General features: G+C 71.3%; 23 protein-coding genes and 1 pseudogene. 19 read left to right on the top strand and 5 right to left on the bottom strand.

The window, feature by feature from the left end; genetic code table 11:
* Positions 1–143: 143 nt before the first annotated feature.
* The 4 genes from AC07AW_RS22450 to prcA all read left to right on the top strand — a co-directional run bounded on the left by AC07AW_RS22450 (position 144) and on the right by prcA (position 2,605).
* Positions 144–356 carry a ubiquitin-like protein Pup gene (locus tag AC07AW_RS22450; RefSeq protein ID WP_030315996.1) on the top strand — a complete coding sequence of 71 codons (213 nt, stop codon included), beginning with the start codon at positions 144–146 and terminating at the stop codon, positions 354–356.
* A gap of 95 nt (positions 357–451) precedes the next feature.
* Complete coding sequence (locus AC07AW_RS22445; protein ID WP_478817393.1) at positions 452–1,009, top strand: endonuclease VII domain-containing protein; 558 nt, start codon at positions 452–454, stop codon at positions 1,007–1,009.
* Positions 961–1,800 (top strand): proteasome subunit beta, encoded by an 840-nt coding sequence (prcB, locus tag AC07AW_RS22440; protein ID WP_478817225.1) that lies wholly within the window; start codon positions 961–963, stop codon positions 1,798–1,800. Before AC07AW_RS22445 ends, prcB begins: the two co-directional genes overlap by 49 nt.
* A 52-nt stretch (positions 1,801–1,852) precedes the next feature.
* Positions 1,853–2,605, top strand: coding sequence for a proteasome subunit alpha (prcA, locus tag AC07AW_RS22435; protein ID WP_093876954.1), 753 nt, complete (start codon positions 1,853–1,855; stop codon positions 2,603–2,605).
* A gap of 61 nt (positions 2,606–2,666) precedes the next feature.
* Here the strand turns inward: prcA and AC07AW_RS22430 are convergent, their stop codons facing one another.
* On the bottom strand, positions 2,667–3,686 hold the full coding sequence (locus tag AC07AW_RS22430; RefSeq protein WP_478817224.1) for a LacI family DNA-binding transcriptional regulator: 1,020 nt from the start codon (positions 3,684–3,686) through the stop codon (positions 2,667–2,669).
* Between the two features lie 123 nt (positions 3,687–3,809).
* Here AC07AW_RS22430 and AC07AW_RS22425 point away from each other — a divergent pair, with 123 nt between their 5' ends.
* From AC07AW_RS22425 to AC07AW_RS22360, 14 genes are all read left to right on the top strand, one after another.
* Positions 3,810–5,081, top strand: a complete 1,272-nt coding sequence (locus AC07AW_RS22425; protein WP_478817223.1) for an MFS transporter — start codon at positions 3,810–3,812, stop codon at positions 5,079–5,081.
* A 69-nt stretch (positions 5,082–5,150) separates the two neighbouring features.
* Positions 5,151–6,512, top strand: coding sequence for a Pup--protein ligase (gene pafA, locus AC07AW_RS22420; RefSeq protein ID WP_116161892.1), 1,362 nt, complete (start codon positions 5,151–5,153; stop codon positions 6,510–6,512).
* A gap of 116 nt (positions 6,513–6,628) precedes the next feature.
* On the top strand, positions 6,629–7,567 hold the full coding sequence (locus AC07AW_RS22415) for an FKBP-type peptidyl-prolyl cis-trans isomerase (protein WP_478817222.1): 939 nt from the start codon (positions 6,629–6,631) through the stop codon (positions 7,565–7,567).
* 43 nt (positions 7,568–7,610) lie between these two features.
* Positions 7,611–7,985, top strand: coding sequence for an FKBP-type peptidyl-prolyl cis-trans isomerase (locus AC07AW_RS22410; protein ID WP_478817221.1), 375 nt, complete (start codon positions 7,611–7,613; stop codon positions 7,983–7,985).
* Between the two features lie 134 nt (positions 7,986–8,119).
* Positions 8,120–9,076: a helix-turn-helix transcriptional regulator gene (locus AC07AW_RS22405; protein WP_478817220.1), complete on the top strand. Its 957-nt coding sequence runs from the start codon at positions 8,120–8,122 to the stop codon at positions 9,074–9,076.
* Positions 9,077–9,092: 16 nt separating this feature from the next.
* Positions 9,093–10,046 carry a helix-turn-helix transcriptional regulator gene (locus AC07AW_RS22400; protein ID WP_385560253.1) on the top strand — a complete coding sequence of 318 codons (954 nt, stop codon included), beginning with the start codon at positions 9,093–9,095 and terminating at the stop codon, positions 10,044–10,046.
* A 111-nt stretch (positions 10,047–10,157) separates the two neighbouring features.
* A complete protein-coding gene (locus AC07AW_RS22395) occupies positions 10,158–10,421 on the top strand; it encodes a hypothetical protein (protein ID WP_478817219.1) in 264 nt (87 codons plus the stop codon).
* Between the two features lie 35 nt (positions 10,422–10,456).
* Positions 10,457–10,654 carry a hypothetical protein gene (locus tag AC07AW_RS22390; protein WP_478817218.1) on the top strand — a complete coding sequence of 66 codons (198 nt, stop codon included), beginning with the start codon at positions 10,457–10,459 and terminating at the stop codon, positions 10,652–10,654.
* A gap of 183 nt (positions 10,655–10,837) precedes the next feature.
* Positions 10,838–11,119, top strand: coding sequence for a Sec-independent protein translocase subunit TatA (gene tatA / locus AC07AW_RS22385; protein WP_041128368.1), 282 nt, complete (start codon positions 10,838–10,840; stop codon positions 11,117–11,119).
* A 105-nt stretch (positions 11,120–11,224) separates the two neighbouring features.
* Positions 11,225–12,127 (top strand): twin-arginine translocase subunit TatC, encoded by a 903-nt coding sequence (gene tatC / locus AC07AW_RS22380; protein WP_478817392.1) that lies wholly within the window; start codon positions 11,225–11,227, stop codon positions 12,125–12,127.
* 42 nt (positions 12,128–12,169) lie between these two features.
* A complete protein-coding gene (locus AC07AW_RS22375) occupies positions 12,170–13,081 on the top strand; it encodes a diacylglycerol kinase (protein WP_478817217.1) in 912 nt (303 codons plus the stop codon).
* A 124-nt stretch (positions 13,082–13,205) separates the two neighbouring features.
* Positions 13,206–16,034: a DEAD/DEAH box helicase gene (locus AC07AW_RS22370; protein ID WP_478817216.1), complete on the top strand. Its 2,829-nt coding sequence runs from the start codon at positions 13,206–13,208 to the stop codon at positions 16,032–16,034.
* A gap of 387 nt (positions 16,035–16,421) precedes the next feature.
* Positions 16,422–17,729, top strand: coding sequence for a cytochrome P450 (locus tag AC07AW_RS22365; protein WP_478817215.1), 1,308 nt, complete (start codon positions 16,422–16,424; stop codon positions 17,727–17,729).
* Positions 17,730–17,755: 26 nt separating this feature from the next.
* Positions 17,756–18,559: a class I SAM-dependent methyltransferase gene (locus tag AC07AW_RS22360; RefSeq protein ID WP_478817214.1), complete on the top strand. Its 804-nt coding sequence runs from the start codon at positions 17,756–17,758 to the stop codon at positions 18,557–18,559.
* Positions 18,560–18,581: 22 nt separating this feature from the next.
* Here the strand turns inward: AC07AW_RS22360 and AC07AW_RS22355 are convergent.
* The 3 genes and pseudogenes from AC07AW_RS22355 to AC07AW_RS22345 form a co-directional block, all read right to left on the bottom strand.
* Positions 18,582–18,749: pseudogene (locus AC07AW_RS22355) on the bottom strand (ADP-ribosylglycohydrolase family protein); the annotation flags it as partial.
* A 368-nt stretch (positions 18,750–19,117) separates the two neighbouring features.
* A complete protein-coding gene (locus AC07AW_RS22350; protein ID WP_478817213.1) occupies positions 19,118–19,567 on the bottom strand; it encodes an ABA4-like family protein in 450 nt (149 codons plus the stop codon).
* Positions 19,564–20,481: a hypothetical protein gene (locus AC07AW_RS22345; protein ID WP_478817391.1), complete on the bottom strand. Its 918-nt coding sequence runs from the start codon at positions 20,479–20,481 to the stop codon at positions 19,564–19,566. Before AC07AW_RS22345 ends, AC07AW_RS22350 begins: the two co-directional genes overlap by 4 nt.
* Before the next feature lie 197 nt (positions 20,482–20,678).
* On the opposite strand from AC07AW_RS22345, the gene AC07AW_RS22340 reads away from it, so the two are divergent.
* Positions 20,679–21,326, top strand: a complete 648-nt coding sequence (locus tag AC07AW_RS22340) for a MerR family transcriptional regulator (protein ID WP_478817212.1) — start codon at positions 20,679–20,681, stop codon at positions 21,324–21,326.
* 40 nt (positions 21,327–21,366) lie between these two features.
* On the opposite strand, the gene AC07AW_RS22335 is transcribed toward AC07AW_RS22340, so the two are convergent.
* Positions 21,367–22,203, bottom strand: a complete 837-nt coding sequence (locus AC07AW_RS22335; RefSeq protein WP_478817211.1) for a siderophore-interacting protein — start codon at positions 22,201–22,203, stop codon at positions 21,367–21,369.
* Between the last annotated feature and the right edge of the window lie 19 nt (positions 22,204–22,222).

The raw sequence follows: 22,222 nt of genomic DNA, 5'->3' as shown, positions 1-22,222 counted from the left end.
GGCCTGAAATACCCCGGCACTGGGAATCATGGAATCAGTGCCCGGGCGTTGTGGAAACTGCGGGGCCGAAGTCAGACCCGACCTATAGGGTCTGATCTTGTACGGACTCAACCGAGCGGGCCGATTCGAGCGGGGTGAGGGATATGGCGACCAAGGACACCGGCGGCGGACAGCAGAAGGCGACGCGATCCACGGAGGAGGTCGAGGAGACCACCACCGAGGCGAGCTCCGACCTCCAGGAACGCCAGGAGAAGCTGAGCGACGACGTGGACTCCGTCCTGGACGAGATCGACGACGTACTCGAGGAGAATGCTGAGGATTTCGTTCGGAGCTTCGTGCAAAAAGGTGGCGAGTAGAGTCCGCTAAGGCGATTTCACCTTCGAATCGAAGGGTCATCGTGAGTGGGGGCGAGTCCGAGCGACTCAAGCACTGCCGGGGCTGTGGTCGGGATCTGCTGTTCTCGTCCTTCGCGAAGGACCGGAACCGCAGGGACGGGCTGCAGCCCCGGTGTCGGGAGTGCGTCGCTGCATACAGCGCCGAGCATTACCGAAAGCGGCAGGCGGTCAGTGGCAAGGCGGTTCGGGAGAAGGTGGACGTGCCGGAAGGGTGGAAGCTCTGCCGGCAGTGTGGCGAGGTCAAGCCGCACAGCGAGTGGCATCGCAACGCCACAGCTTCCGACGGCCTCTCCACCCGATGCAAGAAGTGCCGCAAGGCTCAGGGGCGTGCAGGTCACCTCAAGCGGGCGTACGGCATCACCGAGGCCGAGCGCGACGAGATGATCGCCTCGCAGGGCGGCGTCTGCTGTATCTGTCTGGCCGCCAGGCCAGAGCATGTGGATCACTGCCACGAGACGGGTAGGGTCCGTGGCGTACTGTGCTTCAACTGCAATTCGGCCATCGGCAAGTTGGGAGACGATCCCGACACTCTTCGTCGGGCCATCTCATATTTGGAGGGACAGCCGTGGAAGCCAATCTTGATCGGACCGGGCGCCTACCGGCTGCCTTCCTGACACCGGGCTCGTCCTCGTTCATCGACTTCCTCGCGAGCCACTCGCCGGAGATGCTCCCCGGCAACCGGAAGCTTCCCGAGGGGATCGTCGAGGCGCCGCACGGCACCACCATCGTGGCCGCCACGTTCCCCGGCGGCGTCGTGCTCGCCGGTGACCGGCGGGCGACCATGGGGAACATGATCGCGCAGCGGGACATCGAGAAGGTGTTCCCGGCCGACGAGTACTCCGCCGTCGGCATCGCCGGCACCGCCGGCCTCGCCGTGGAGATGGTCAAGCTGTTCCAGCTGGAGCTGGAGCACTTCGAGAAGGTGGAGGGCGCGACGCTCTCCCTGGAGGGCAAGGCGAACCGTCTCTCCACCATGATCCGGGGCAACCTGGGCATGGCCATGCAGGGGCTCGCCGTCGTGCCGCTCTTCGCGGGCTGGGACGAGGGCAAGGAGAAGGGCCGGATCTTCTCGTACGACGTGACCGGCGGCCGCTCCGAGGAGCACGGCTTCGCCGCCACCGGCTCCGGCTCGATCTTCGCGCGCGGTTCGATGAAGAAGCTGTACCGCGCCGACCTGACCGAGGACCAGGCCACCACACTGGTGGTGCAGGCGCTGTACGACGCGGCGGACGACGACTCGGCGACCGGCGGTCCCGACATGGCCCGCCGGATCTTCCCGATCGTCACCGTCATCACCGACGAGGGCTTCCGCAGGCTCACCGAGGCGGAATCCTCCGAGCTGGCCCGATCGGTCACCGAGCGGCGTCTGGAGCAGCCCGACGGGCCGCGCGCCGCCCTGCTCTGACCCGTCGTCGCCCGTAGAAGCCCTTCAGACCGGAAGAAAGGGACGGTAGCCGGTGTCCACGCCGTTCTATGTCTCACCCCAGCAGGCCATGGCCGACCGGGCCGAGTACGCCCGCAAGGGCATCGCCCGCGGCCGCAGCCTGGTCGTCCTCCAGTACACCGACGGCATCGTCTTCGTCGGTGAGAACCCGTCCCGTGCCCTGCACAAGTTCAGCGAGATCTACGACCGGATCGGCTTCGCCGCCGCCGGCAAGTACAACGAGTACGAGAACCTCCGCATCGGCGGCGTGCGCTACGCCGACCTGCGGGGCTACACCTACGACCGGGACGACGTCACCGCGCGCGGCCTGGCCAACGTCTACGCCCAGACGCTCGGCACGATCTTCTCCAGCGCGGGGGAGAAGCCGTACGAGGTGGAGCTGGTCGTCGCCGAGGTCGGCTCCGAGCCCGAGGGCGACCAGATCTACCGGCTGCCGCACGACGGCTCGATCGTGGACGAGCACGGCTCGGTCGCGGTCGGTGGGAACGCCGAGCAGATCAGCTCCTTCCTGGACCAGCGGCATCGGGACGGCATGACGCTCGCCGAGGCCCTGAAGCTGGCCGTGCAGGCCCTGTCGCGGGACACCAACGGCACCGAGCGGGAGATCCCCGCGGAGCGCCTGGAGGTGGCGGTGCTCGACCGCACGCGTCCGCAGCAGCGCAAGTTCAAGCGGATCGTCGGCCGTCAGCTGTCGCGCCTCCTGGAGGCGGACAACGCTGCGGCGGCGAAGACGGACGAGCCCTCGGACGAGGCTCCCGAGGAGTAGTCGGTTCCGCCCCGAGGGGCCCCGGTCCGAGTGGACCGGGGCCCCTCGGGCGTCTGTGGGCTCAGGAGGCCGGTGCGGGGCCCGAGGAGCCGCGGGGGACGAGGGCGACGGGCAGGGAGACCGGTTCGGGCCGTTCGCCCGCGAGAACGGCGAGGAGCGCCTCCATGCCCCGTCGGCCGAACTCCTCGGCGGGCAGCCGGACCGTGGTCAGCTCGGGCTCCAGCACGGTCGCCAGGGCCATGTCGTCGAAGCCGGTGACCGAGAGGTCCTCGGGGACCCGCAGGCCGAGCCGGCGCGCGGCCTTGCAGACGCCGGCCGCGAGGATGTCGTCGTCGCAGATCACCGCCGTGGGCCGGGTGCCGGGGTCGGCGAGGGCCGGACCGGCGGCCTCCCAGGCGTCCGCGGCGTTCAGCGGTGACCGCACGGTGCGCACGTCCGCGTCGCGCAGGGCGTGGGAGAGCACCTCGGCCCGGACGTCGAAGGTCCAGGACGGGGCCGCGGACGCGAGGTGGAGGAAGCGGCGGTGGCCGAGGGCGAGCAGGTGGTCGGTCACCCGGCGCATGCCGTCGGCGACGTCGAGGTTCACGTGGGCGGCGGCACCCGGGTCGGCCGGGTCGCTGTCGAGCATGACGAGCGGGAGGTCGCCGCCCCGGAAGGCCTCCAGGGCGTCGGTCGCCATCGAGGAGGCGATGACGCCGTCGAGGGCGGCCTGTGCCGAGGCGAAGGGGTCGCGGGCGGGGCCCAGGCCGTCGGGGGAGGGGTAGAGCACGACGCCGAATCCGTGCTCCGCCGCGGCGGTGGCGGCGCCCGTGTAGACGTGGGCGAAGAACTCGTTGGTGAGGGCCGGGACGACCAGTAGGGCGGTGCGTGTGCGCCCGAGCCGGAGGTTGCGGGCGGCCAGGTTGGGCCGGTAGCCGAGCTCGGACGCGGCCTCCCGCACGGCCCCGGCGGTGCGCTCGGAGACGCGTCCGCGCCACTTGTCGCCGAGGACAAGGGAGACGGTGGCCTGGGAGACCCCCGCGACCCGTGCCACGTCCCGGCTGGTGGGGCGGGTGCCGCCGATCGGTTCCGGGGTCTGCACACAAGCCTCCGCGTCGGACGGTTCCGGGGCGCGGGGTGGACCCGCGTACAGCCGTCATGGTACGTATGACTCCGGACGTTATACGTAAAACCTCGGCGTGGCCGGGGCGGAGGGGAGACCCACATGGCCACCGAGGCCACGGCACGCGGCGGCTATCTCGACATACTCCGGGCACCGCACGCCGCCCGGCTGCTCGCCGGAACGCTCGTCGGGCGCCTGCCCAACGGCACCGGGCCCATCGCCATGACCCTGTTCGTCCGGGACCAGGGCGGCAGCTACACCCTGGCCGGCGGCCTGATCGCGGCCTACGGCCTCGCCAACGCCATCGGGCAGCCGCTCCTCGGCCGCGCCGTCGACCTCAAGGGCCAGCCCCGCGTCCAGCTGCCCGCCGCCGTCCTCTCCGCCCTCGGCATGGCCCTCTTCGCCCTCACCGGCATCGGCCACCTGGCCCTCGCGTACGCCGCCGTCGTCGTCGCCGGGCTCTTCACCCCGCCCCTCGAAGGCGGCCTGCGCGCCCTGTGGCCGAGCGTCCTCGGCCGCGAGGACCGGGTCCACCGGGCGTACGCGCTCGACGCCGTCGCCCAGGAGGTCATGTTCACCGTCGGCCCGCTCCTGGTGACCCTCCTGGTCGCCCTGCGCTCGCCCGCGGCCGCCCTCCTCGTCATCAACGTCCTGGGGGTGCTCGGCGCCCTCGCCGTCGTCCTCTCCGAGCCGTCCCGCGCCTGGCGCTCCGCCGCCCGCGAGGCCCACTGGCTGGGGGCCCTGCGCTCGCCCGGGCTCCTCGCCCTCCTCGGCTCGTTCTTCTTCGTCGGCCTCGCCCTCGGCTCCATCACGGTCGCCGCCGTCGCCTACGCCGACGACCGGGGCACGCCGTCCGTGTACGGCTGGCTGATGGCCGCCCTCGGCCTCGGCGCGCTGGCCGGCGGTGTCCTGTACGGCGCCCGCCAGTGGTCCGGGGCGCCCGAGCGGCGGCTGAGGGTCCTCGTGGGCCTCCTCGCGGTCTGCTACCTGCCGCTCATGCTGACCCCCGGCCCCCTCGCCATGACCGGCCTCTCGGTGCTCTCCGGGGTCTTCCTCGCCCCCGTCCTCGCCTGCGCGTTCATCGTGGTCGACCGGCACGCCCCGAGCGGCACCGTCACCGAGGCTTTCTCCTGGCTCGTCACCACCTTCGGCGTCGGCGCGGCCCTGGGCTCCGCCGTGGCGGGACCCGCGATCGAACTGGCCGGAACGGTGGCCGGGTTCGCCGTGGCCGGCGCGGGCGGCCTCGTCGCGCTGCTCGTCCTGCTGGCCACCGGCCGTGTCCTCACCGCCCCCGTGGCCGCCGGCACCGCCGTGCGACACGCCGAGGGAGAGACGGCGCCCACCGCCGTACACGCCGAAAAGAACGCGCACTGATCGGAAAATGATCGAAACGGGAACGCCCAACCCGGTTTCAGCGCACGCCGTCAGGCGTAATGTTCAGACATGGACCGCCGCATTTTCGGGCTGGAGAACGAGTACGGCGTCACGTGCACGTTCAGGGGACAGCGCCGACTGTCTCCTGACGAAGTGGCGCGCTACCTCTTCCGCCGTGTCGTGTCATGGGGCCGCAGCAGCAATGTCTTCCTGCGGAACGGCGCCCGCCTGTACCTCGACGTGGGTTCGCATCCGGAATACGCCACACCGGAATGCGACAACGTGACCGAACTGGTCACCCACGACAAGGCCGGCGAGCGCATTCTCGAGGGCCTGCTCGTCGACGCCGAACGCCGCCTGCACGAGGAGGGAATCGCGGGCGACGTCTACCTCTTCAAGAACAACACCGACTCGGCCGGAAACTCGTACGGCTGCCACGAGAACTATCTCGTCGCCCGCCACGGGGAGTTCTCCCGGCTCGCGGACATCCTCATTCCGTTCCTCGTGACGCGGCAGCTCATCTGCGGCGCGGGAAAGGTCCTCCAGACCCCGCGTGGCGCGGTCTACTGCGTCTCCCAGCGTGCCGAGCACATCTGGGAGGGCGTCAGCTCGGCCACCACCCGCTCGCGGCCCATCATCAACACCCGGGACGAGCCGCACGCCGACGCCGAGCGCTACCGCCGGCTGCACGTCATCGTCGGCGACTCCAACATGTCCGAGACGACGATGCTGCTCAAGGTCGGCGCCACCGACCTGGTGCTCCGCATGATCGAGGCGGGCACGGTGATGCGCGACCTGACCCTGGAGAACCCCATCCGGGCGATCCGCGAGGTCAGCCACGACATCACGGGCCAGCGCAAGGTCCGGCTCGCCAGCGGCCGGGAGGCCTCTGCCCTGGAGGTCCAGCGCGAGTACTACGAGAAGGCCGTGGACTTCGTCGACCGGCGCGGCATCCGCTCCGGCACCGTCGCCCAGGTCCTGGAGCTGTGGGGCCGTACGCTCGACGCGATCGAGAGCGAGCAGCTCGACCGGATCGAGACCGAGATCGACTGGGTCATGAAGCACCGGCTCATCGAGCGCTACCGGGCCAAGCACAACATGACCATGTCGAACCCGAGGGTCGCGCAGATAGACCTCGCCTACCACGACATCCACCGTCGTCGCGGGCTGTACTACCTGCTCCAGAAGAACGGACAGGCGGCCCGCATCTGCAACGACCTGAAGATCTTCGAGGGCAAGTCGGTGCCCCCGCAGACCACTCGGGCCCGGCTGCGCGGCGATTTCATCCGTCGCGCGCAGGAGCAGCGGCGGGACTTCACCGTCGACTGGGTCCACCTCAAGCTCAACGACCAGGCGCAGCGCACGGTGTTGTGCAAGGACCCGTTCCGCTCCGTCGACGACCGGGTGGAAAAGCTGATCGCCGGAATGTAGGCAGGTCATATCGGTCGGCAGAGCCCTGCACGTTCGCGTGCGGGGCTCTCGACGTGACAGGAGGAACGCCTAGAGTGTCGGCACAACTACTGTGCCGTCTGAGATCTGAGGAACACGTGCGCCGACTTGCCGGCCTTCTCGTCGTCCCGCTGCTGCTGCTCTCCACAGCGGCGTGCGGCAGCGACGACAAGGGCTCCGATTCCGCCTCGATGACGAACGGGCTGCCCACCATCACCGCGGGGCAGAAGTTCGGGGAGAAGCCGACCCTCGCCAAGGGCGAGGGCGACCCGCCCAAGGAACTCAAGGTCAACGTCATCAGCGAGGGCAAGGGCGCGGTGACGAAGAAGGGCGACGCCCTCCAGGTGAACTACCTGGGCCAGGCCTGGGACTCCACCACCCCCTTCGACAACAGCTTCGACCGCGGTCAGCCCTTCGACCTCACGCTGGGCGCCGGTCAGGTCATCAAGGGCTGGGACCAGGGCCTGGAGGGCCAGAAGGTCGGCAGCCGCATCGAGATCGGCATCCCGCCGGAGCTCGGTTACGGCGCGCAGGGCCAGGGCGACATCAAGCCGAACGCCACCCTCGTCTTCGTCGTGGACATCCTGAAGGCCGTGACGATCCCGAAGTCCGCCACGGGCACCCCGGTCGCCCAGGACAACAAGGACCTGCCGAAGGTCGGTACGAACACCGACGGCAAGGCCCCCTCGCTGACGGTCCCGAAGACCGACCCGCCGACCAAGCTCGTCTCGAACTACGTGCTGGAGGCCAACGGCGAGGCCGTGAAGGCCACCGACACGGTCGTCGTGAACTACGTCGCCGCCCTGTGGAAGGACGGCAAGGTCTTCGACTCGACGTACACGACCGGCAAGCCCGCGAACTTCCCGCTCCCGCAGCTGACGCTGAAGGGTCTCAAGGACGGTCTCGTCGGCAAGAAGATCGGCAGCCGCGTCCTGATCGTCGCCCCGCCGTCGGAGGCGTTCGGCAGCGAGGAGAAGCAGGGGATTCCCAAGAACTCCACGCTTGTCTTCGCCGTGGACATCCTGACGAAGATGTAAGACTGTCCCGATCACGCAGTACATCAGTTTGAGGAGCAATCCAGTGAGCATCGAGAAGCCCGAGATCGACTTCCCGGGTGGCGAGCCGCCGAAGGACCTGGAGATCAAGGACATCTGGGAGGGCGACGGCGAGGTCGCCCAGGCCGGCCAGTTCGTGCAGGTCCACTACGTGGGTGTGGCCTTCTCCACCGGCGAGGAGTTCGACGCCTCCTGGAACCGCGGCAACCCGCTCGAGTTCAAGCTCGGCGTCGGCCAGGTCATCTCCGGCTGGGACCAGGGCGTGCAGGGCATGAAGGTCGGCGGCCGCCGCCAGCTGATCATCCCCGCGCACCTCGCCTACGGCGACCGTGGTGCCGGCAACGCGATCGCTCCGGGCGAGACGCTGATCTTCGTCTGCGACCTCGTGGCCGTGAAGTAACACCGACCCGATCAAGGTCGCTCCGAGGGCCCCCGCCGTCCATGGCGGGGGCCCTCGGCTTTGGTTCCCGACACCCCGGGGCGGTACGGTCGGACGTCCGAGAAGTGGAACCGGCGGAAGGGTGCGGGGCGTCGATGGCGATTGCCAAGTCCGAGCGGCTGATGAATCTCGCGCTGTGTCTGCTCGGGACGCGCCGCCCGCTGAGCAAGCGGGAGCTCCGCGGCTCCATCGAGGCGTACCTCGAAGCGAGCGGCGACGACGCCTTCAACCGTATGTTCGAGCGGGACAAGGACGATCTCCGCGAGCTCGGTCTGGTCATCGAGACCGTCGAGAACCTGGACGGCGAGACCGGCTACCTCGCCCGCCGCGACTCCAACCGGCTGCCGCCGATCACCCTCGACGCCGAGGAGGCCGCTGCGCTCGGCCTCGCCGCCAAGGTGTGGCAGCAGGCCCGCCTCGCCGGGGCTGCCAGCGGCGCCCTCCAGAAGCTCCGCGCGGCCGGCATGCCCGAGGCGGGGGACTCGTACGACACCCAGCCCAGCGCCCTCGAACCGCGCATCCCGGTGCGCGAGGCCGCCTTCGAGCCGCTGATGCTGGCCTGCCGCGACCGCAGGCCCGTCGTCTTCGACTACCGCAAGGCCAACGCCGCCCGCCCCGAGACCCGCCACGTCGAGCCCTGGACCCTCGAGTGCTGGCGCGGACACTGGTACCTGGCCGGCTGGGACCGCGACCGCGGTGCCGAGCGCGTCTTCCGGCTCTCCCGCATCACCGGCAAGGTCCGCTCGCGGGCCGGCGCCTTCACCGCGCCCGTGCCCGACGTCGTGACCGTCCGGGAGACCGTCGAGAGCTGGGCCGGCGAGACCGCCACCCGCTCCGCCCGGATCCGGCTGCGGGCCGGCTGCGGCTACCCGCTGCGGGCCCGCGCCCAGGCCGTGACCGAGGGCGGCGACGGCTGGGACGATCTTGAGATCCCGTACGGGCACGGGCTCGACGCCTGGCTCGTCGAGTTCGGCCCCGACGTCGTCGTACTGGAACCCGCCGATCTGCGGGCCGATGTGGTGGACCGGCTGCGCGCCGTGGCCAAGGGCTGAGGGGGAGACGTACCGCATGGCTGCCAACGCGATCGACCAGACGAGGCGGATGCTCTCCCTCGTCACCTATCTCCGCGAGCGCCCCGGCGCCCACGTCGCCGACGTGGCGCGCGCCTTCGGGATCACCGAGGACGAGCTGATCTCCGACCTGGACGTGCTGCCCATGTGCGGCACCAGCTTCCGGGGCGGCGACCTCCTCGACATCGACACCGACGGCGACCGGATCTGGTGGCACAACCCCGACGACGTCGCAGAGCCGCTGCGGCTCGCCGCCGACGAGGCCACCGCGCTACTCGTCGCCGCCCGCGCCGTCGCCACCCTGCCGGGGCTCCGCGAGAGCGACCGGGACGCCCTGCTGCGCGCCACCGCCAAGCTGGAGGCGGCGGCCGGCGAGGCCGCCGGGGCCAGCGCCCGGCTCTCGGTGACCTTCGAGTCCGAGGGCGGGGTCTTCGCCGAGGTCGACCGGGCCATCTCGGAGCGCAGGCGGCTGTGGGTGCGGTACTACTCGCCCGCGCGCGACGAGCTCACCGAGCGCGAGGTCGACCCGATCCGGCTCTTCGCCGTCGGCCACACCTATATGGAGGCGTGGTGCCGGCTCTCCGAGGCGCGCCGCACCTTCCGGCTCGACCGGGTCGTCGAGATCCGGATCCTCGACGAGCACGCGGCGCCGCCGGAGCTGGAGCTGCGCGACCTCTCCGAGGGCCTGGTCCAGCCGTCGGCCGACGACCCTGAGGTCGTGGTCGAGGTGGGTCCCGGTGGGCGCTGGGTCGCCGAGTACTACCCGCACGACCGGGCCGAGGAGCTCCCGGACGGCGGGCTGCGGATCACGCTGCGGACGCCGGACCCGGCCTCGCTGCGGAGGCTGGCGCTGCGGCTGGGCAGTGACGGGCGGATCGTCGCGCCGGCGGAGCTGGCCGACAGCGCCCGTACGGCGGCGGCCGCCGCGCTCGCCGCGTACGAGGGTGTGTGACGTTCCCCGCTCCCGAGACGCTGTTACTGACGTGACCGCGCCCGGGATGTCGGCACCGATGTGACCGTGCGACAGGTCGCTGTCGCCGAAGTGATGCCAGAGTCGAGAGAGATGAGGGAGATGTCCGTGATGCACAGTTTTGCGGCGTCCGTGGCCCCGGTCCTCTTCAAGGCCGCCTGCCCCGACTGCCGCTCGCGCTTCGAACTCTCCGCGAGCGCCCTGCGCCTCGCCATCGGGGCGAGCCGGCGCACCACCTTCTACTCCTTCACCTGCCCCGAGTGCGGCAGCTCCGTCCGCAAGCCCGCGGGCGAGCGCATCGTCGAACTCCTCACCGGCGGCGGCGTGCGCACCCTGCGCCTCCACACCACCGTCTGAACGATCCGTCCGCGCCCAACGTCTAGGCTCAGCACATGTTCTGGCCCATGCTCGCCATCGCCCTCGGCTTCCTCGGCCTCGCCGTCCTCGGCGTCCTCGCCATCAGGGTCTTCCTGGAGGTCCAGCGCCTCGGCCGTCAAGTGGCCAGCACCACACAGCGGATACAGCAGGCCGCCGAGGAGCTCGAAACCGCCGCCGTCGGACTCGCCAGGACCGGCGAGACGCTCCGTTGAGGCCGTGCCGTACGCTGCACGAAGGGCCCGGTCAGGGCCCGTGGGACGCAATCCGGAGTATGCACGGGCATTGCCCCGCGTTTACTCCTGCGGGTTACGATCGCAGGCAGCGCGGTGGCAGGACACATGTCCGACCCGCCGGGCACGCACTCCATGTCGCCTCGGTGAAGAAGGTAAACAGCTATGGGTAGGCTCGGCCCCACCGAGATCATTCTGATCCTCGTCGTCGTGATCCTCCTGTTCGGCGCCAAGAAGCTCCCGGACATGGCCCGCTCGCTGGGCAAGTCGGCCCGCATCCTCAAGAGCGAGGCCAAGGCGATGAAGGCGGACGACCAGCAGAGCGCCCCCGCCGACCCGCCGCACGCCGGGACGCAGGAGCCCGCCCCGCGCACCATCCAGGCCGCTCCCGGCGACGTGACCAGCGCGCGTCCCGTGACCGAGCCCTCGGACACCACCAAGCGCTGACCCGGTCCGCCGCGGCCGCCGCACCGGGCGGCGGCCTGCCGCACGAGATGAGGACGTGGGTTGCCCAAGTCTGCCCGCAAGCAGGAGAAGGATCCCGAGGGCCGGATGCCCCTCGTGGAACACCTGCGTGAACTCCGCAACCGACTGGCGAAGGGTCTCCTCGCCATCGCAGCGGTGACGATCGTGGCCCTCGTGTACAGCGAGGACCTCATGCAGTTCCTGACGAGATCGGTGCCCACCTGCGCACCGGGCGTCAACAGCAACGGCGGCAACTGCGCGATCGTCTCCTTCAACACGCTGATGGCCCCCTTCAGCACGACGATCCAGCTGTCCCTGACGGCCGGTCTCGTCATCGCCAGCCCCGTCTGGCTCTACCAGCTGTGGGCCTTCATCGCGCCCGGGCTGCACAGGAACGAGAAGAAGTACACGTACGCCTTCGTCGGCGCGGCCGTGCCGCTGTTCGCCGCCGGCGCCTACCTCGCGTACCTCATCCTCCCCGTCAGCGTGAGGGTGCTCATCAGCCTCACGCCCGAGGGCTCCGCGAACATCCTCTCGCTCGGCGACGTCCTCGACTTCACCCTGCGCATGGTGCTCGTCTTCGGCCTCGCCTTCGAGCTCCCGCTCGTCCTGGTGATGCTCAACCTCACCGGAGTGCTCACGGGTCGCCGCATGGCCGGCTGGTGGCGCGGTGTGATCATGGGCGTCTTCGTCTTCGGCGCCGTCATCACCCCGACCACCGACCCCATCGGCATGATCGCCCTCGCCGGACCCATCACGATCCTGTACTTCGGGGCCGTCGTCTTCTCCCTCCTCAACGACCGGCGGCGCAGGCGCGGCAACCCCGACGCCGAGCTCGACGACGACGAGGCCTCCTCGCTCGACCTCACCCCCGAGGCCGTCGGGGCCGTCGAGCCCGTGAGCGCCGCCCGTGCCCTGCCCGAGCAGGCCACCGGCGAGCACGGCGCAGCGAGCGTGCAGCGGCTCAACGGTTACGACGACATCACCTGATCTTGTAGGGTCCCCCCAGACTCCGTCCGGGGGGACCCTCACATGACCAGCGACGTCACCCTCTTCGTCAACCCCACCGCCGGCCGCGGCCGCGGCGTCCACGCCGCCCGGTCCGCCGCCCAGCTGCTCGGGGACGCCGGATTCTCCGTCGGTACCGTCCTCGGGCTCGACGCCGAAGACGCCCTGGCACGCGCGCGCGAGGCCGTCGCCGCCGGCACCGGCGCCCTCGTCGCCGTCGGCGGCGACGGGATGATCTCCCTCGCGCTCCAGGCCGTCGCGGGCACCACGACCCCTCTCGGGATCATCGCCGCCGGCACCGGCAACGACTTCGCCCACACCCTCGGCCTGCCCGTCCGCGACCCCGCCGCCGCGGCCCGCCTCGTCGCCGGACTCCTGAAGGGCGAGGGGGCCCGCGCCATGGACCTCGGGCGCGTCACGAGCGGCACGCGCACGCGTTGGTACGGCACCGTCCTCGCCTCCGGCTTCGACTCGCGCGTCAACGACCGCGGCAACCGCATGCGCCTGCCCGCCGGGCGCTTCACGTACGACCTCGCGATCCTCGCCGAGCTCGCGACCTTCCGGCCCGTCCCGTACCGCCTCACCTTCGACGACGGGCGCGTCCTGGAGACCGACGCCACCCTCGTCGCCGTCGGCAACGGCACCTCCTACGGCGGCGGCATGCGGATCTGTGCCGACGCCCGCACCGACGACGGGCTCCTCGACGTCACCGTCGTCGGGGACTGCGACCGCACCACCCTGATCAAGGTGTTCCCCCGCGTCTACAAGGGCACCCACCTCGACCACCCCAAGGTCACGACGTACCGGGTCCGCTCCCTGACCCTCGACGCCCCCGGCACCACCGGCTACGCCGACGGCGAGCCGCTCGGCCCGCTGCCGCTCACCGCGGAATGCGTCCCGGACGCCCTGCGCGTCCTCGCCCCGGCCGCGGTCTAGCGGCCCCGGGATCCGCCCGGGCACCCGCCGGATCCGCCCTGGCGCCCCCTGGAACCGGGCCCTCCGCATCCCCTCGATAAAGATCGCGTCACTGTCACAGGTGGCGGGTAGGCTCGACAACAAGATGACAGAGGACCTCACACCAGCCCAGGCGTACGCGGCCGCCCTCGCCCGCAACGCCGAGCAGGCCACCGCACTGGCCCCCTTCCGCGAGCTGTACGACTTCGGTCTGGACCCCTTCCAGATCGAGGCGTGCCAGGCACTCGAAGCGGGGAAGGGCGTACTCGTCGCCGCGCCCACGGGCTCCGGCAAGACCATCGTCGGCGAGTTCGCCGTCCACCTCGCCCTCACCCAGGGCCGCAAGTGCTTCTACACGACGCCCATCAAGGCGCTGTCGAACCAGAAGTACGCCGACCTCGTCAAGCGGTACGGCGCCGACAAGGTCGGCCTGCTCACCGGTGACAACAGCGTCAACGGCGACGCCCCGATCGTCGTCATGACCACCGAAGTCCTCCGCAACATGCTCTACGCGGGATCCCAGGCCCTCTCCGGCCTCGGATACGTCGTGATGGACGAGGTCCACTACCTCTCGGACCGCTTCCGTGGCGCCGTCTGGGAGGAAGTGATCATCCACCTCCCCGAATCCGTCACCCTCGTCTCGCTCTCCGCCACCGTGTCCAACGCCGAGGAGTTCGGCGACTGGCTCGACACCGTCCGCGGCGACACCGAGGTCATCGTCTCGGAGAGCCGCCCCGTACCCCTCTGGCAGCACGTCCTCGCCGGACGCCGGATGTACGACCTCTTCGAGGAGGAGACCGACCACGGCGGCCGCGGCGCCTCCCGGCGCGAGGTCAACCCCGACCTCCTGCGCCTCGCCCGCACCGAGAACACGCGCACGTACAACCCGCGCGACCGGCGCCGCGGCAAGATGGTCCGCGAGGCCGACCGCGAGCGCGAGCGCCGCCAGCGCTCCCGGATCTGGACCCCCGGCCGGCCCGAGGTCATCGAGCGCCTCGACGCCGAGGGGCTCCTGCCCGCCATCACCTTCATCTTCAGCCGCGCCGGCTGCGAGGCCGCCGTCCAGCAGTGCCTCTACGCCGGACTCCGGCTCAACGACGACGAGGCGCGGCTGCGCGTCCGAGAGATCGTCGAGGCGCGCACGGCCGCGATCCCGAGCGAGGACCTGCACGTCCTCGGCTACTACGAGTGGCTCGAAGCGCTGGAGCGGGGCATCGCCGCCCACCACGCCGGCATGCTCCCGACCTTCAAGGAGGTCGTCGAGGAGCTCTTCGTCCGCGGCCTCGTCAAGGCCGTCTTCGCCACCGAGACCCTCGCCCTCGGCATCAACATGCCCGCGCGCACCGTCATCCTCGAGAAGCTCGTCAAGTGGAACGGCGAGCAGCACGCGGACATCACCCCCGGCGAGTACACCCAGCTCACCGGCCGTGCCGGACGCCGCGGCATCGACGTCGAGGGCCACGCCGTCGTGCTCTGGCAGCGCGGCCTCGACCCCGGCCACCTCGCCGGACTCGCCGGCACGCGCACGTACCCGCTGCGCTCCAGCTTCAAGCCCTCGTACAACATGGCGGTCAACCTCGTCGACCAGTTCGGCCGGCACCGCTCCCGCGAGCTGCTCGAAACCTCCTTCGCCCAGTTCCAGGCCGACCGCTCCGTCGTGGGCATCTCGCGCCAGGTCCAGCGGAACGAGGAGGGACTCGAGGGCTACCGCGAGGGCATGACCTGCCACCTCGGGGACTTCGAGGAGTACGCGCGGCTCCGCCGCGACCTCAAGGACCGCGAGACGGAACTGGCCCGGCAGGGCGCCGCCCAGCGCCGCGCCCAGGCCGCCAGCTCCCTGGAGAAGCTCAAGCCCGGCGACGTCATCCACGTCCCCACCGGCAAGTTCGCGGGCCTCGCCCTCGTCCTCGACCCGGGCATCCCGGCCGGCCGCACCAACGGCCACCGCGGCTTCGAGCACCACGACGGGCCGCGCCCCCTCGTCCTCACCGCCGAGCGGCAGGTCAAGAGGCTCGCCTCGATCGACTTCCCGGTCCCGGTCGAGGCGCTGGAGCGCATGCGGATCCCGAAGTCCTTCAACCCGCGCTCCCCGCAGTCCCGCCGCGACCTGGCCTCCGCCCTGCGGAGCAAGGCCGGGCACATCAACCCCGAGCGCCACCAGCGGCAGCGCGCCGCCGCGGCCGACGACCGCGAGATCGCCCGGCTGCGCACCGAGATCCGCGCGCACCCCTGCCACGGCTGCGACGAGCGCGAGGACCACGCCCGCTGGGCCGAGCGCTACCACCGTCTCCAGCGCGACACCCAGCAGCTGGAGCGGCGCATCGAGGGCCGCACCAACACCATCGCCCGCACCTTCGACCGGATCGTCGCGCTCCTCACCGAGCTCGACTATCTGCGCGGCGACGATGTCACCGACAACGGCAAGCGGCTCGCCCGGCTGTACGGCGAGCTCGACCTGCTGGCGAGCGAATGCCTCCGCGACCGCGTCTGGGAGGGCCTCACCCCGGCCGAACTCGCCGCCTGCGTCTCGGCGTTGGTGTTCGAGGCGCGGCAGGCCGACGACGCCGTCGCGCCCAAGCTGCCCACGGGCAACGCCAAGGTGGCGCTCGGCGAGATGGTCCGGATCTGGGGCCGTCTGGACGCCCTCGAAGAGGAGTTCAAGATCAACCAGGCGGAGGGTGTCGGTCAGCGCGAGCCGGACCTCGGCTTCGCCTGGGCCGCCTACCAGTGGGCCTCCGACAAGAGCCTCGACGAGGTGCTCCGCGAGGCGGAGATGCCCGCGGGCGACTTCGTCCGCTGGTGCAAGCAGGTGATCGACGTCCTCGGACAGATCGCCGCGGCGGCGCCCAAGGAGAACAGCACGGTCTCCAAGAACGCCCGCAAGGCCGTGGAGGCGCTGCTGCGCGGCGTCGTCGCGTACAGCTCGGTCGGCTGACGGCTGACGGCTGACGGCTGACGGCTGACGGCTGACGGCTGACGGCTGACGGCTGACGGCTGACGGTTCGACGGATCGACGGTTTCCGAAGGGGCCCGTGGCGTGTGCGCCACGGGCCCCTTGGCATGCCGCCGACAGGGGTTGTCCACAGGTCGTTGTCCACAGGGGTGGCGCGGGGGCCGGGGCTTCCGCTTGCATGGACTCGCAAGCAGGGGAAGTCAGTTGGGGAGGGGAACGCGGATGACCACGCAGGCCGGCCCGGACGCCGGGGCGCGAGACGAAGAACAGCCGGCGGAGGCGCCGGGCGGAGGGTCGAGCGGCGGCGGACCGACGGGGCGCGGGGGAGAGACTCCGGCGGCTCCGGTTGTCGTCGAGGGGCCGCGAGGTGTGCCCTTCCTCGGGAACCTGCCGGCCTTCGGCAAGAACCCGCTGGCCTTCTTCGAGGAGCTGCGGGGGCGTGGCGACTTCGTGCGCTGGCGCTTCGGCGGCAAGCCCTCACTCTTCATCGCGGACCCCGACGCGGTCGGTGAGCTCCTCACCGAAGTCGAGCGCACCTTCGACCAGCCCGACCTCGGCATCGCCTTCCGTACGCTCCTGGGGAACGGTGTGATCGTCTCCAAGGGCGCGGACTGGCGGCGCAAGCGGTCCCTGGTGCAGCCGTCCGTCCGCCCGAAGCAGGTCCGTTCCTACGCGGCGACCATGGCCGAATGCGCCGTCGCCCTCGCCGACCGGTGGAGCGACGGGCAGCGGGTCGACATCAAGAAGGAGATGGCCGCTCTCACCCAACTCGTCGCGGTCCGCACGATCTTCGGCGTCGACACGGCAGCCGACGCCGAGGCCATCGGCCGAGCCATGGACATCGCGCAGAAGGAGATCGGGGCCGAGTTCAGCGGCATCGGCGCGGTCCTGCCCGACTGGGTCCCCACCCCCGGACGCGCCCGGATCAAGCGCGCCACCGCCGTCATCGACGCGGAGGTCTCCCGTGTCGTGTCCCAGCACCGCGACGGCGAGACCGAACGTCCGGACCTGCTCAGCCGTCTGCTCGCCGCCCGGGACGAGACCGGGGCCTCGCTCTCCGACCAGGAGATCAGGGACGAGACCGTCACCCTCTACATCGGCGGTCACGAGACCACGAGTTCCACCCTCGTCTGGGCCTGGTACCTGCTCTCCCGCAACCCCCGGGTCCGCGAGGCCCTCACGGAGGAACTCGACCGGGTCCTCGCCGACCACGAACCCGGCTACGACGACTACGCCTCCCTGACGTACACCCAGGCGGTCATCAAGGAGACCCTCCGTCTGTACCCCACGATCTGGCTGATCACCGGGCTGGCCAAAGAGGGCGCCACCCTCCGGGGCATGCCCGTGGCCGTCGGCACCCGCGTCTGGTCCAGCCAGTGGGCTACGCATCGCGACCCCCGCTGGTACGGCGACGCCGAGGCCTTCCGCCCCGAGCGGTGGATCGGGCAGGACGGCGAACCGGCCGAGGAGATACCCGAGTACGCCTGGTTCCCCTTCGGCGGAGGACCCCGTGTGTGCCTGGGCACCCGCTTCGCTCTCGTCGAGGCGGTCCTCGTCCTCGCGGTCCTGGCGCGCCGCTTCCACGTGGAGGTCACCGCGGACGAGATCCTGCCGGTCCCCAGCCTCACGCTCCAGCCGGACCGGGACGTCCTGGCGACGCTCCACGCCCGGAGCTGAGACGCGGCTGACGTTATCGTCGCGGAATGGCTCAAGATCCCGAGAAGTTCGACACCGCGATGGCCACTTGGCAGGAATGGCAGGACGCCCCCTGGGGCCGCCTCCGCTACACGCTCGCCGAGGCGAACCTCATGCGCCACCTCGACGACGGGCCCGGGGGCGGGCCGCTGCGGATCCTCGACCTCGCGGGCGGCGACGGCGGTGACGCGATGCGGCTCGCCGCGCGGGGGCACCACGTCACCGTGGTCGACGTCGCGCCCGCCATGCTGGCCGCGGCCGAGGCGCGGGCCGCGGAGAGGGGGCTGTCGGAACGGGTGACCTGTGTCCGGGCGGATGTGCACGACCTGCCGGCGGAGATCGCCGGGGGCGGCTTCGACGTGGTGCTGTGCCACAACCTCCTGCAGTACGTGGACGACGTGCCCGGCACCCTGGCGACCGCGCTCGCCCCGCTGAAGGAAGGAGGGCTGTTCTCCGTGATGGCGATCAACCGGCACTCTGCGCCGCTGAACATCGCCGTCCGGCAGCTGGACCCTGCCGCCGCCCTGGCGGCACTCGACAGCGACCTGCTCCGGAACGAGATGTTCGACTCCGAGCTGACGCTCCACACGGCGGAGGAGATCATCCCGGTCCTCGGTGACCTCGGCTGCCGGGACGTGCGGCACTACGGCATCCGGAGCTTCTGCGACTACCTGACCGACGACGCGCGCAAGTACGACCCGGCGTACTACGCGGACCTGGAACGACTGGAACTCGCCACGACAGCGCGCGCTCCCTACATGCACACCGCACGGCTCTTCCAGCTCACGGCCCGCAGGCAGAGCGCCTCCTGACGGACCGCCGGCCCCGGAGCCGCTACCGCCGCCCGGCGGCGAGGGCTTCGGCCAGGTCCCGAAGGTCCTCGGCACGCAGGACCCGTCCGGCGGAGCCGGGAAGCGGGACGTGGAGGAGGGACGTCCAGCGAGCGGGGACGGCGCCGGAGCCGTAGACCGCGCCCGCGAGGGTGCCCGTCACGGCCGCCACCCCGTTGTGGGCAGTTGTTCCGCTGGGGCGGAACGGGTGGGCACAACGGACGGCGCCCCTTGCCGGGCCTAGGCTCCCGCGCCCTGACCCGCACCACGATGTGCGCCGCCGTTTGGGGTGCGGGTCCAGGCTCGGAAGGCGGAGGCGCCGCTGGAGGGCGCCGTCCCGTGTGCCCACCCGTCCCGCCCTGCGGGACGATTGCCCACACGGAGGCACCCGCGCCGCGAAGTACACGGCCGAGGTCGAGGCCCGGGCGAGGCGACGGACGAGCCCGAACTCGAAGGGGGCGCCCAGCGCGTCGCCGACGGCGGAGCCCAGTACGGCGCCCACGGCGCGGTCGATGTCCGGCATCCGGTCAGGGTAGGCCGTCACGCCGGGGTGAGGACCGGGTGTTGCTTCTTCCTGGTCGTCCAGACCGCGCGGACCACCAGGAACAACGGCAGTCCGAGAGGGGAGAGCAGGATGGTCAGGAGGAGCACGGGGGCCATCAGGAGCGGCGGGATCGAGAGGCGGCGGGCCTCGCGGTACATCCACTGGCCGAGGAGGAGGTCCCAGGCGATGACCTGGGCCCAGAGCGCGCTCGCGCCGTTCGCGAGGACGGTGAGGTCGCGGAAGGTGTCGATGTCCGGGCTGCTGACCGCCGCCCACAGTTCGGGCAGGACGGGGGCGGCGAACACCGCCCAGAGGGCCAGCAGCGGCAGGACGGTCAGGGGTGAGGCGGCCAGACGCTCGGTTCCCCGCCAGTTCGGCGCGAAGATCATGAGCAGCCAGACCGGCGCCGCGAGGAAGAACGTCAGCTCGAAGAGGAAGCCGGTCATGCCGCCATCTCCTTGGTACGGGCCGGGGCGGGGGAGTCGGTGCCGGTACGGAGGGACAGTGCCGCGGCGGCACTGCCGAGCAGGACGATGCCTCCCGCGGCCGCGAGCGTCGCCCCGTCCGGGGCGAACAGCGCCTGGCCGCGCAGTGCCTGCCAGGTCAGCAGGGCGAAGGTCGCCGCGTACGCGGCCGAGGCCGTGAGCGTGAGGCGCAGCCGTACCCGCTCGTCGGCCAGGCGGGCGAAGGCCGGGAAGCGGGAGGAGCGTGCGGCGAGGGCGGTCAGGACGATCAGCAGCAGCGGGAGCAGCTGGAGCGCGTGCATGCCGAAGAAGTGCGGGATGCGCAGGTCTCCGCCGGTTGTCGCCCAGCCGGTGACCGGCATCGACGGGCCGCCGTCGGGGACGCCCACGCTGTGGGCGCCGATACGCGGCGGGTTGTCGGCGGCCAGCTGCTCCGGTGTCGGACGGACCATCAGGAAGCCGACGGCCGCGCCCGCCAGGGCGATCAGGGAGGACAGGCGGACGGCCCCGGCCATGACCGGGTCGAGGATTCGGGCGCGGAGCAGGAGGACCGCGATGACGAGGGCGCTCAGCCAGAGCACGGCGACGGTGGCGCCCATGATCTGGAAGACGGCCGCGTCGAAGGGGGTCTGCTGGTTGAAGTGGCTCTGGGTGCCCCGGATCACCTGGAGGGTGATGAGCACCATCTCGATGAGGCTGGCGACCGTGAGCACCGTCCCGGCCCACCAGCCGGCCCGCCGGCCGCGGGGCAGCAGCGAGAGCATCCAGGACAGCGAGAGCGCGTAGGCGACGAACGACACCGAGAACTTGAACGGCTTGGTCCAGATGGGGACGCCGACCAGCATCCGGTCGTCGACGACGATGCCGACGGCGGAGACGAGGGCGAGGACGCCCATCGAGGTGGCGAACCAGACCAGGGGACGGTGCAGCCGGGGCGGTGGCGCGACCGAGGTGTGCGGGCTGGACGAAGACATACGAATCCCCCCGTGGGAGTGTATGGATAGTGGTACTCGCCACTATCCGATAGCGCCACTATCTATGATGGGGGTGTCGGTCGGCAAGGCCGGAGAAGGATCTGGAAGGTGAACGCGCTGTGCGCATCGGAGAGTTGAGTCGCAGGACCGGGGTGTCGGTGCCGACGATCAAGTTCTACGTACGGGAAGGGCTGCTGCCCGCCGGAGAGTTGACGAGCCCGAACCAGGCCTCGTACGGGGAGACGCATGTGCAGCGGCTCCGCCTGATCCGGGCGCTCCTCGACGTGGGCGGCCTGTCGGTGGCGGCGATCCGCGGCGTGGTCACGGCGGTCGACGACCCGGAGCAGCCGGTGCACGACGTGCTGGGCGCGGCGACCGGGCCGTTGGTGCCGCGCTACGAGCGCGAAGCCGGAGACGGCATCGAGGAGGCGCGCAAGGCGGTCGCCGGGCTGATCGCGGCGCGCGGCTGGCACGCCGACCCCTCCGGACCGGCGTCGGAGGCCCTCGCGGCGGCGCTCGTGGCGCTCGACGAACTCGGGCACGGTCGGTTCGTCGACGTCCTGGACACGTACGCGGACGCGGCGGAACAGGTGGCGCGGGCCGATCTGGACTACGTGGCGCGCCATGTGGCGCGGGAGGAGCTCGTGGAGAGCGCGGTCGTCGGCACGGTCCTCGGCGACGTGATCTTCTCCGCGCTGCGCCGCCTGGCCCACATGGACGCCTCGGAGAGCACGTTCGGGCGGGCGCGGGACGGGGGAGCGGGGTGACGAAGGGGCCCGGGGCTCTCGTAGCCCCGGGCCCCTCGGCTCAGTTGTCCTGCTCGCGCTCCACCTGGTCGTTCCACTCGCGCTTCATCGCGCGCCAGCCCTCGTCCGTCTTGCCCAGGCGCCAGTAGCCCGAGATCGACAGTCGCTCCCGCGCCACGCCCCGGTCCAGCCGCAGGTGTCGGCGCAGCTCCTTCACGAAGCCCGCCTCGCCGTGGACGAAGGCGTGCACGTCACCCGCGGGGAAGTCCAGGGTCGTGACGGCCTCGACGAGGGCCCCGCCCGTCGGCCGGTCGCCCCGGTGCAGCCAGCTGACCTCGATGCCCGTGGCCGTCGCCAGCTTCTGCTCCTCGGCCGCGTCCGCGACCTCCACGAGTACGTGCGCCCTCGCCCCCTCGGGCAGCCGCTCCAGGGCCACCGCGATCGCCGGAAGCGCGCTCTCGTCGCCCGCGAGCAGGTGCCAGTCCGCGGCCAGGTCCGGCGTGTAGCCGCCGCCGGGGCCGAGGAAACGGACCGTTTCGCCCGCCTGGGCGCGCGCCGCCCACGGGCCCGCCAGGCCCTCGTCGCCGTGGACCACGAAGTCGATGGTCAGCTCGCGGTGGACCGGGTCCCAGGCCCGCACGGTGTACGTCCGCGTCGTCGGCCACTGCTCCCGGGGGAACTCCGCCCGGATCCGCTCCATGTCGAACGGCTCCGGGTAGGTGACCCCCTCGGGGGCGAAGAGGAGCTTCACGTAGTGGTCGGTGTACGTGTCCGCCGCGAAGCCGTCGAGCCCGGGCCCGCCCAGCACGACGCGCACCATGTGCGGGGTGATCCGCTCGGTGTGCACCACACGGGCTTCGGTGGCCTTCGGTGCCTTGCGGGCCGGCTGCTCTGCCACGGCGGGCTCTCCTGACTCT

The sequence above is a fragment of the Streptomyces sp. NPDC044003 genome (assembly GCF_056435185.1).
This window is presented reverse-complemented; position numbering and strand designations above follow the sequence as displayed.

Coding starts and splice junctions, on each gene's coding strand:
- AC07AW_RS22405 (WP_478817220.1), top strand. CDS start 8,120: ATGGCGATTGCCAAGTCCGAGCGGCTGATGAATCTCGCGCTGTGTCTG.
- pafA (WP_116161892.1), top strand. CDS start 5,151: ATGGACCGCCGCATTTTCGGGCTGGAGAACGAGTACGGCGTCACGTGC.
- AC07AW_RS22360 (WP_478817214.1), top strand. CDS start 17,756: ATGGCTCAAGATCCCGAGAAGTTCGACACCGCGATGGCCACTTGGCAG.
- AC07AW_RS22345 (WP_478817391.1), bottom strand. CDS start 20,481: ATGGGCGTCCTCGCCCTCGTCTCCGCCGTCGGCATCGTCGTCGACGAC.
- AC07AW_RS22375 (WP_478817217.1), top strand. CDS start 12,170: ATGACCAGCGACGTCACCCTCTTCGTCAACCCCACCGCCGGCCGCGGC.
- AC07AW_RS22390 (WP_478817218.1), top strand. CDS start 10,457: ATGTTCTGGCCCATGCTCGCCATCGCCCTCGGCTTCCTCGGCCTCGCC.
- tatC (WP_478817392.1), top strand. CDS start 11,225: ATGCCCCTCGTGGAACACCTGCGTGAACTCCGCAACCGACTGGCGAAG.
- AC07AW_RS22425 (WP_478817223.1), top strand. CDS start 3,810: ATGGCCACCGAGGCCACGGCACGCGGCGGCTATCTCGACATACTCCGG.
- AC07AW_RS22400 (WP_385560253.1), top strand. CDS start 9,093: ATGGCTGCCAACGCGATCGACCAGACGAGGCGGATGCTCTCCCTCGTC.
- AC07AW_RS22350 (WP_478817213.1), bottom strand. CDS start 19,567: ATGACCGGCTTCCTCTTCGAGCTGACGTTCTTCCTCGCGGCGCCGGTC.
- AC07AW_RS22395 (WP_478817219.1), top strand. CDS start 10,158: ATGAGGGAGATGTCCGTGATGCACAGTTTTGCGGCGTCCGTGGCCCCG.
- tatA (WP_041128368.1), top strand. CDS start 10,838: ATGGGTAGGCTCGGCCCCACCGAGATCATTCTGATCCTCGTCGTCGTG.
- AC07AW_RS22370 (WP_478817216.1), top strand. CDS start 13,206: ATGACAGAGGACCTCACACCAGCCCAGGCGTACGCGGCCGCCCTCGCC.
- AC07AW_RS22450 (WP_030315996.1), top strand. CDS start 144: ATGGCGACCAAGGACACCGGCGGCGGACAGCAGAAGGCGACGCGATCC.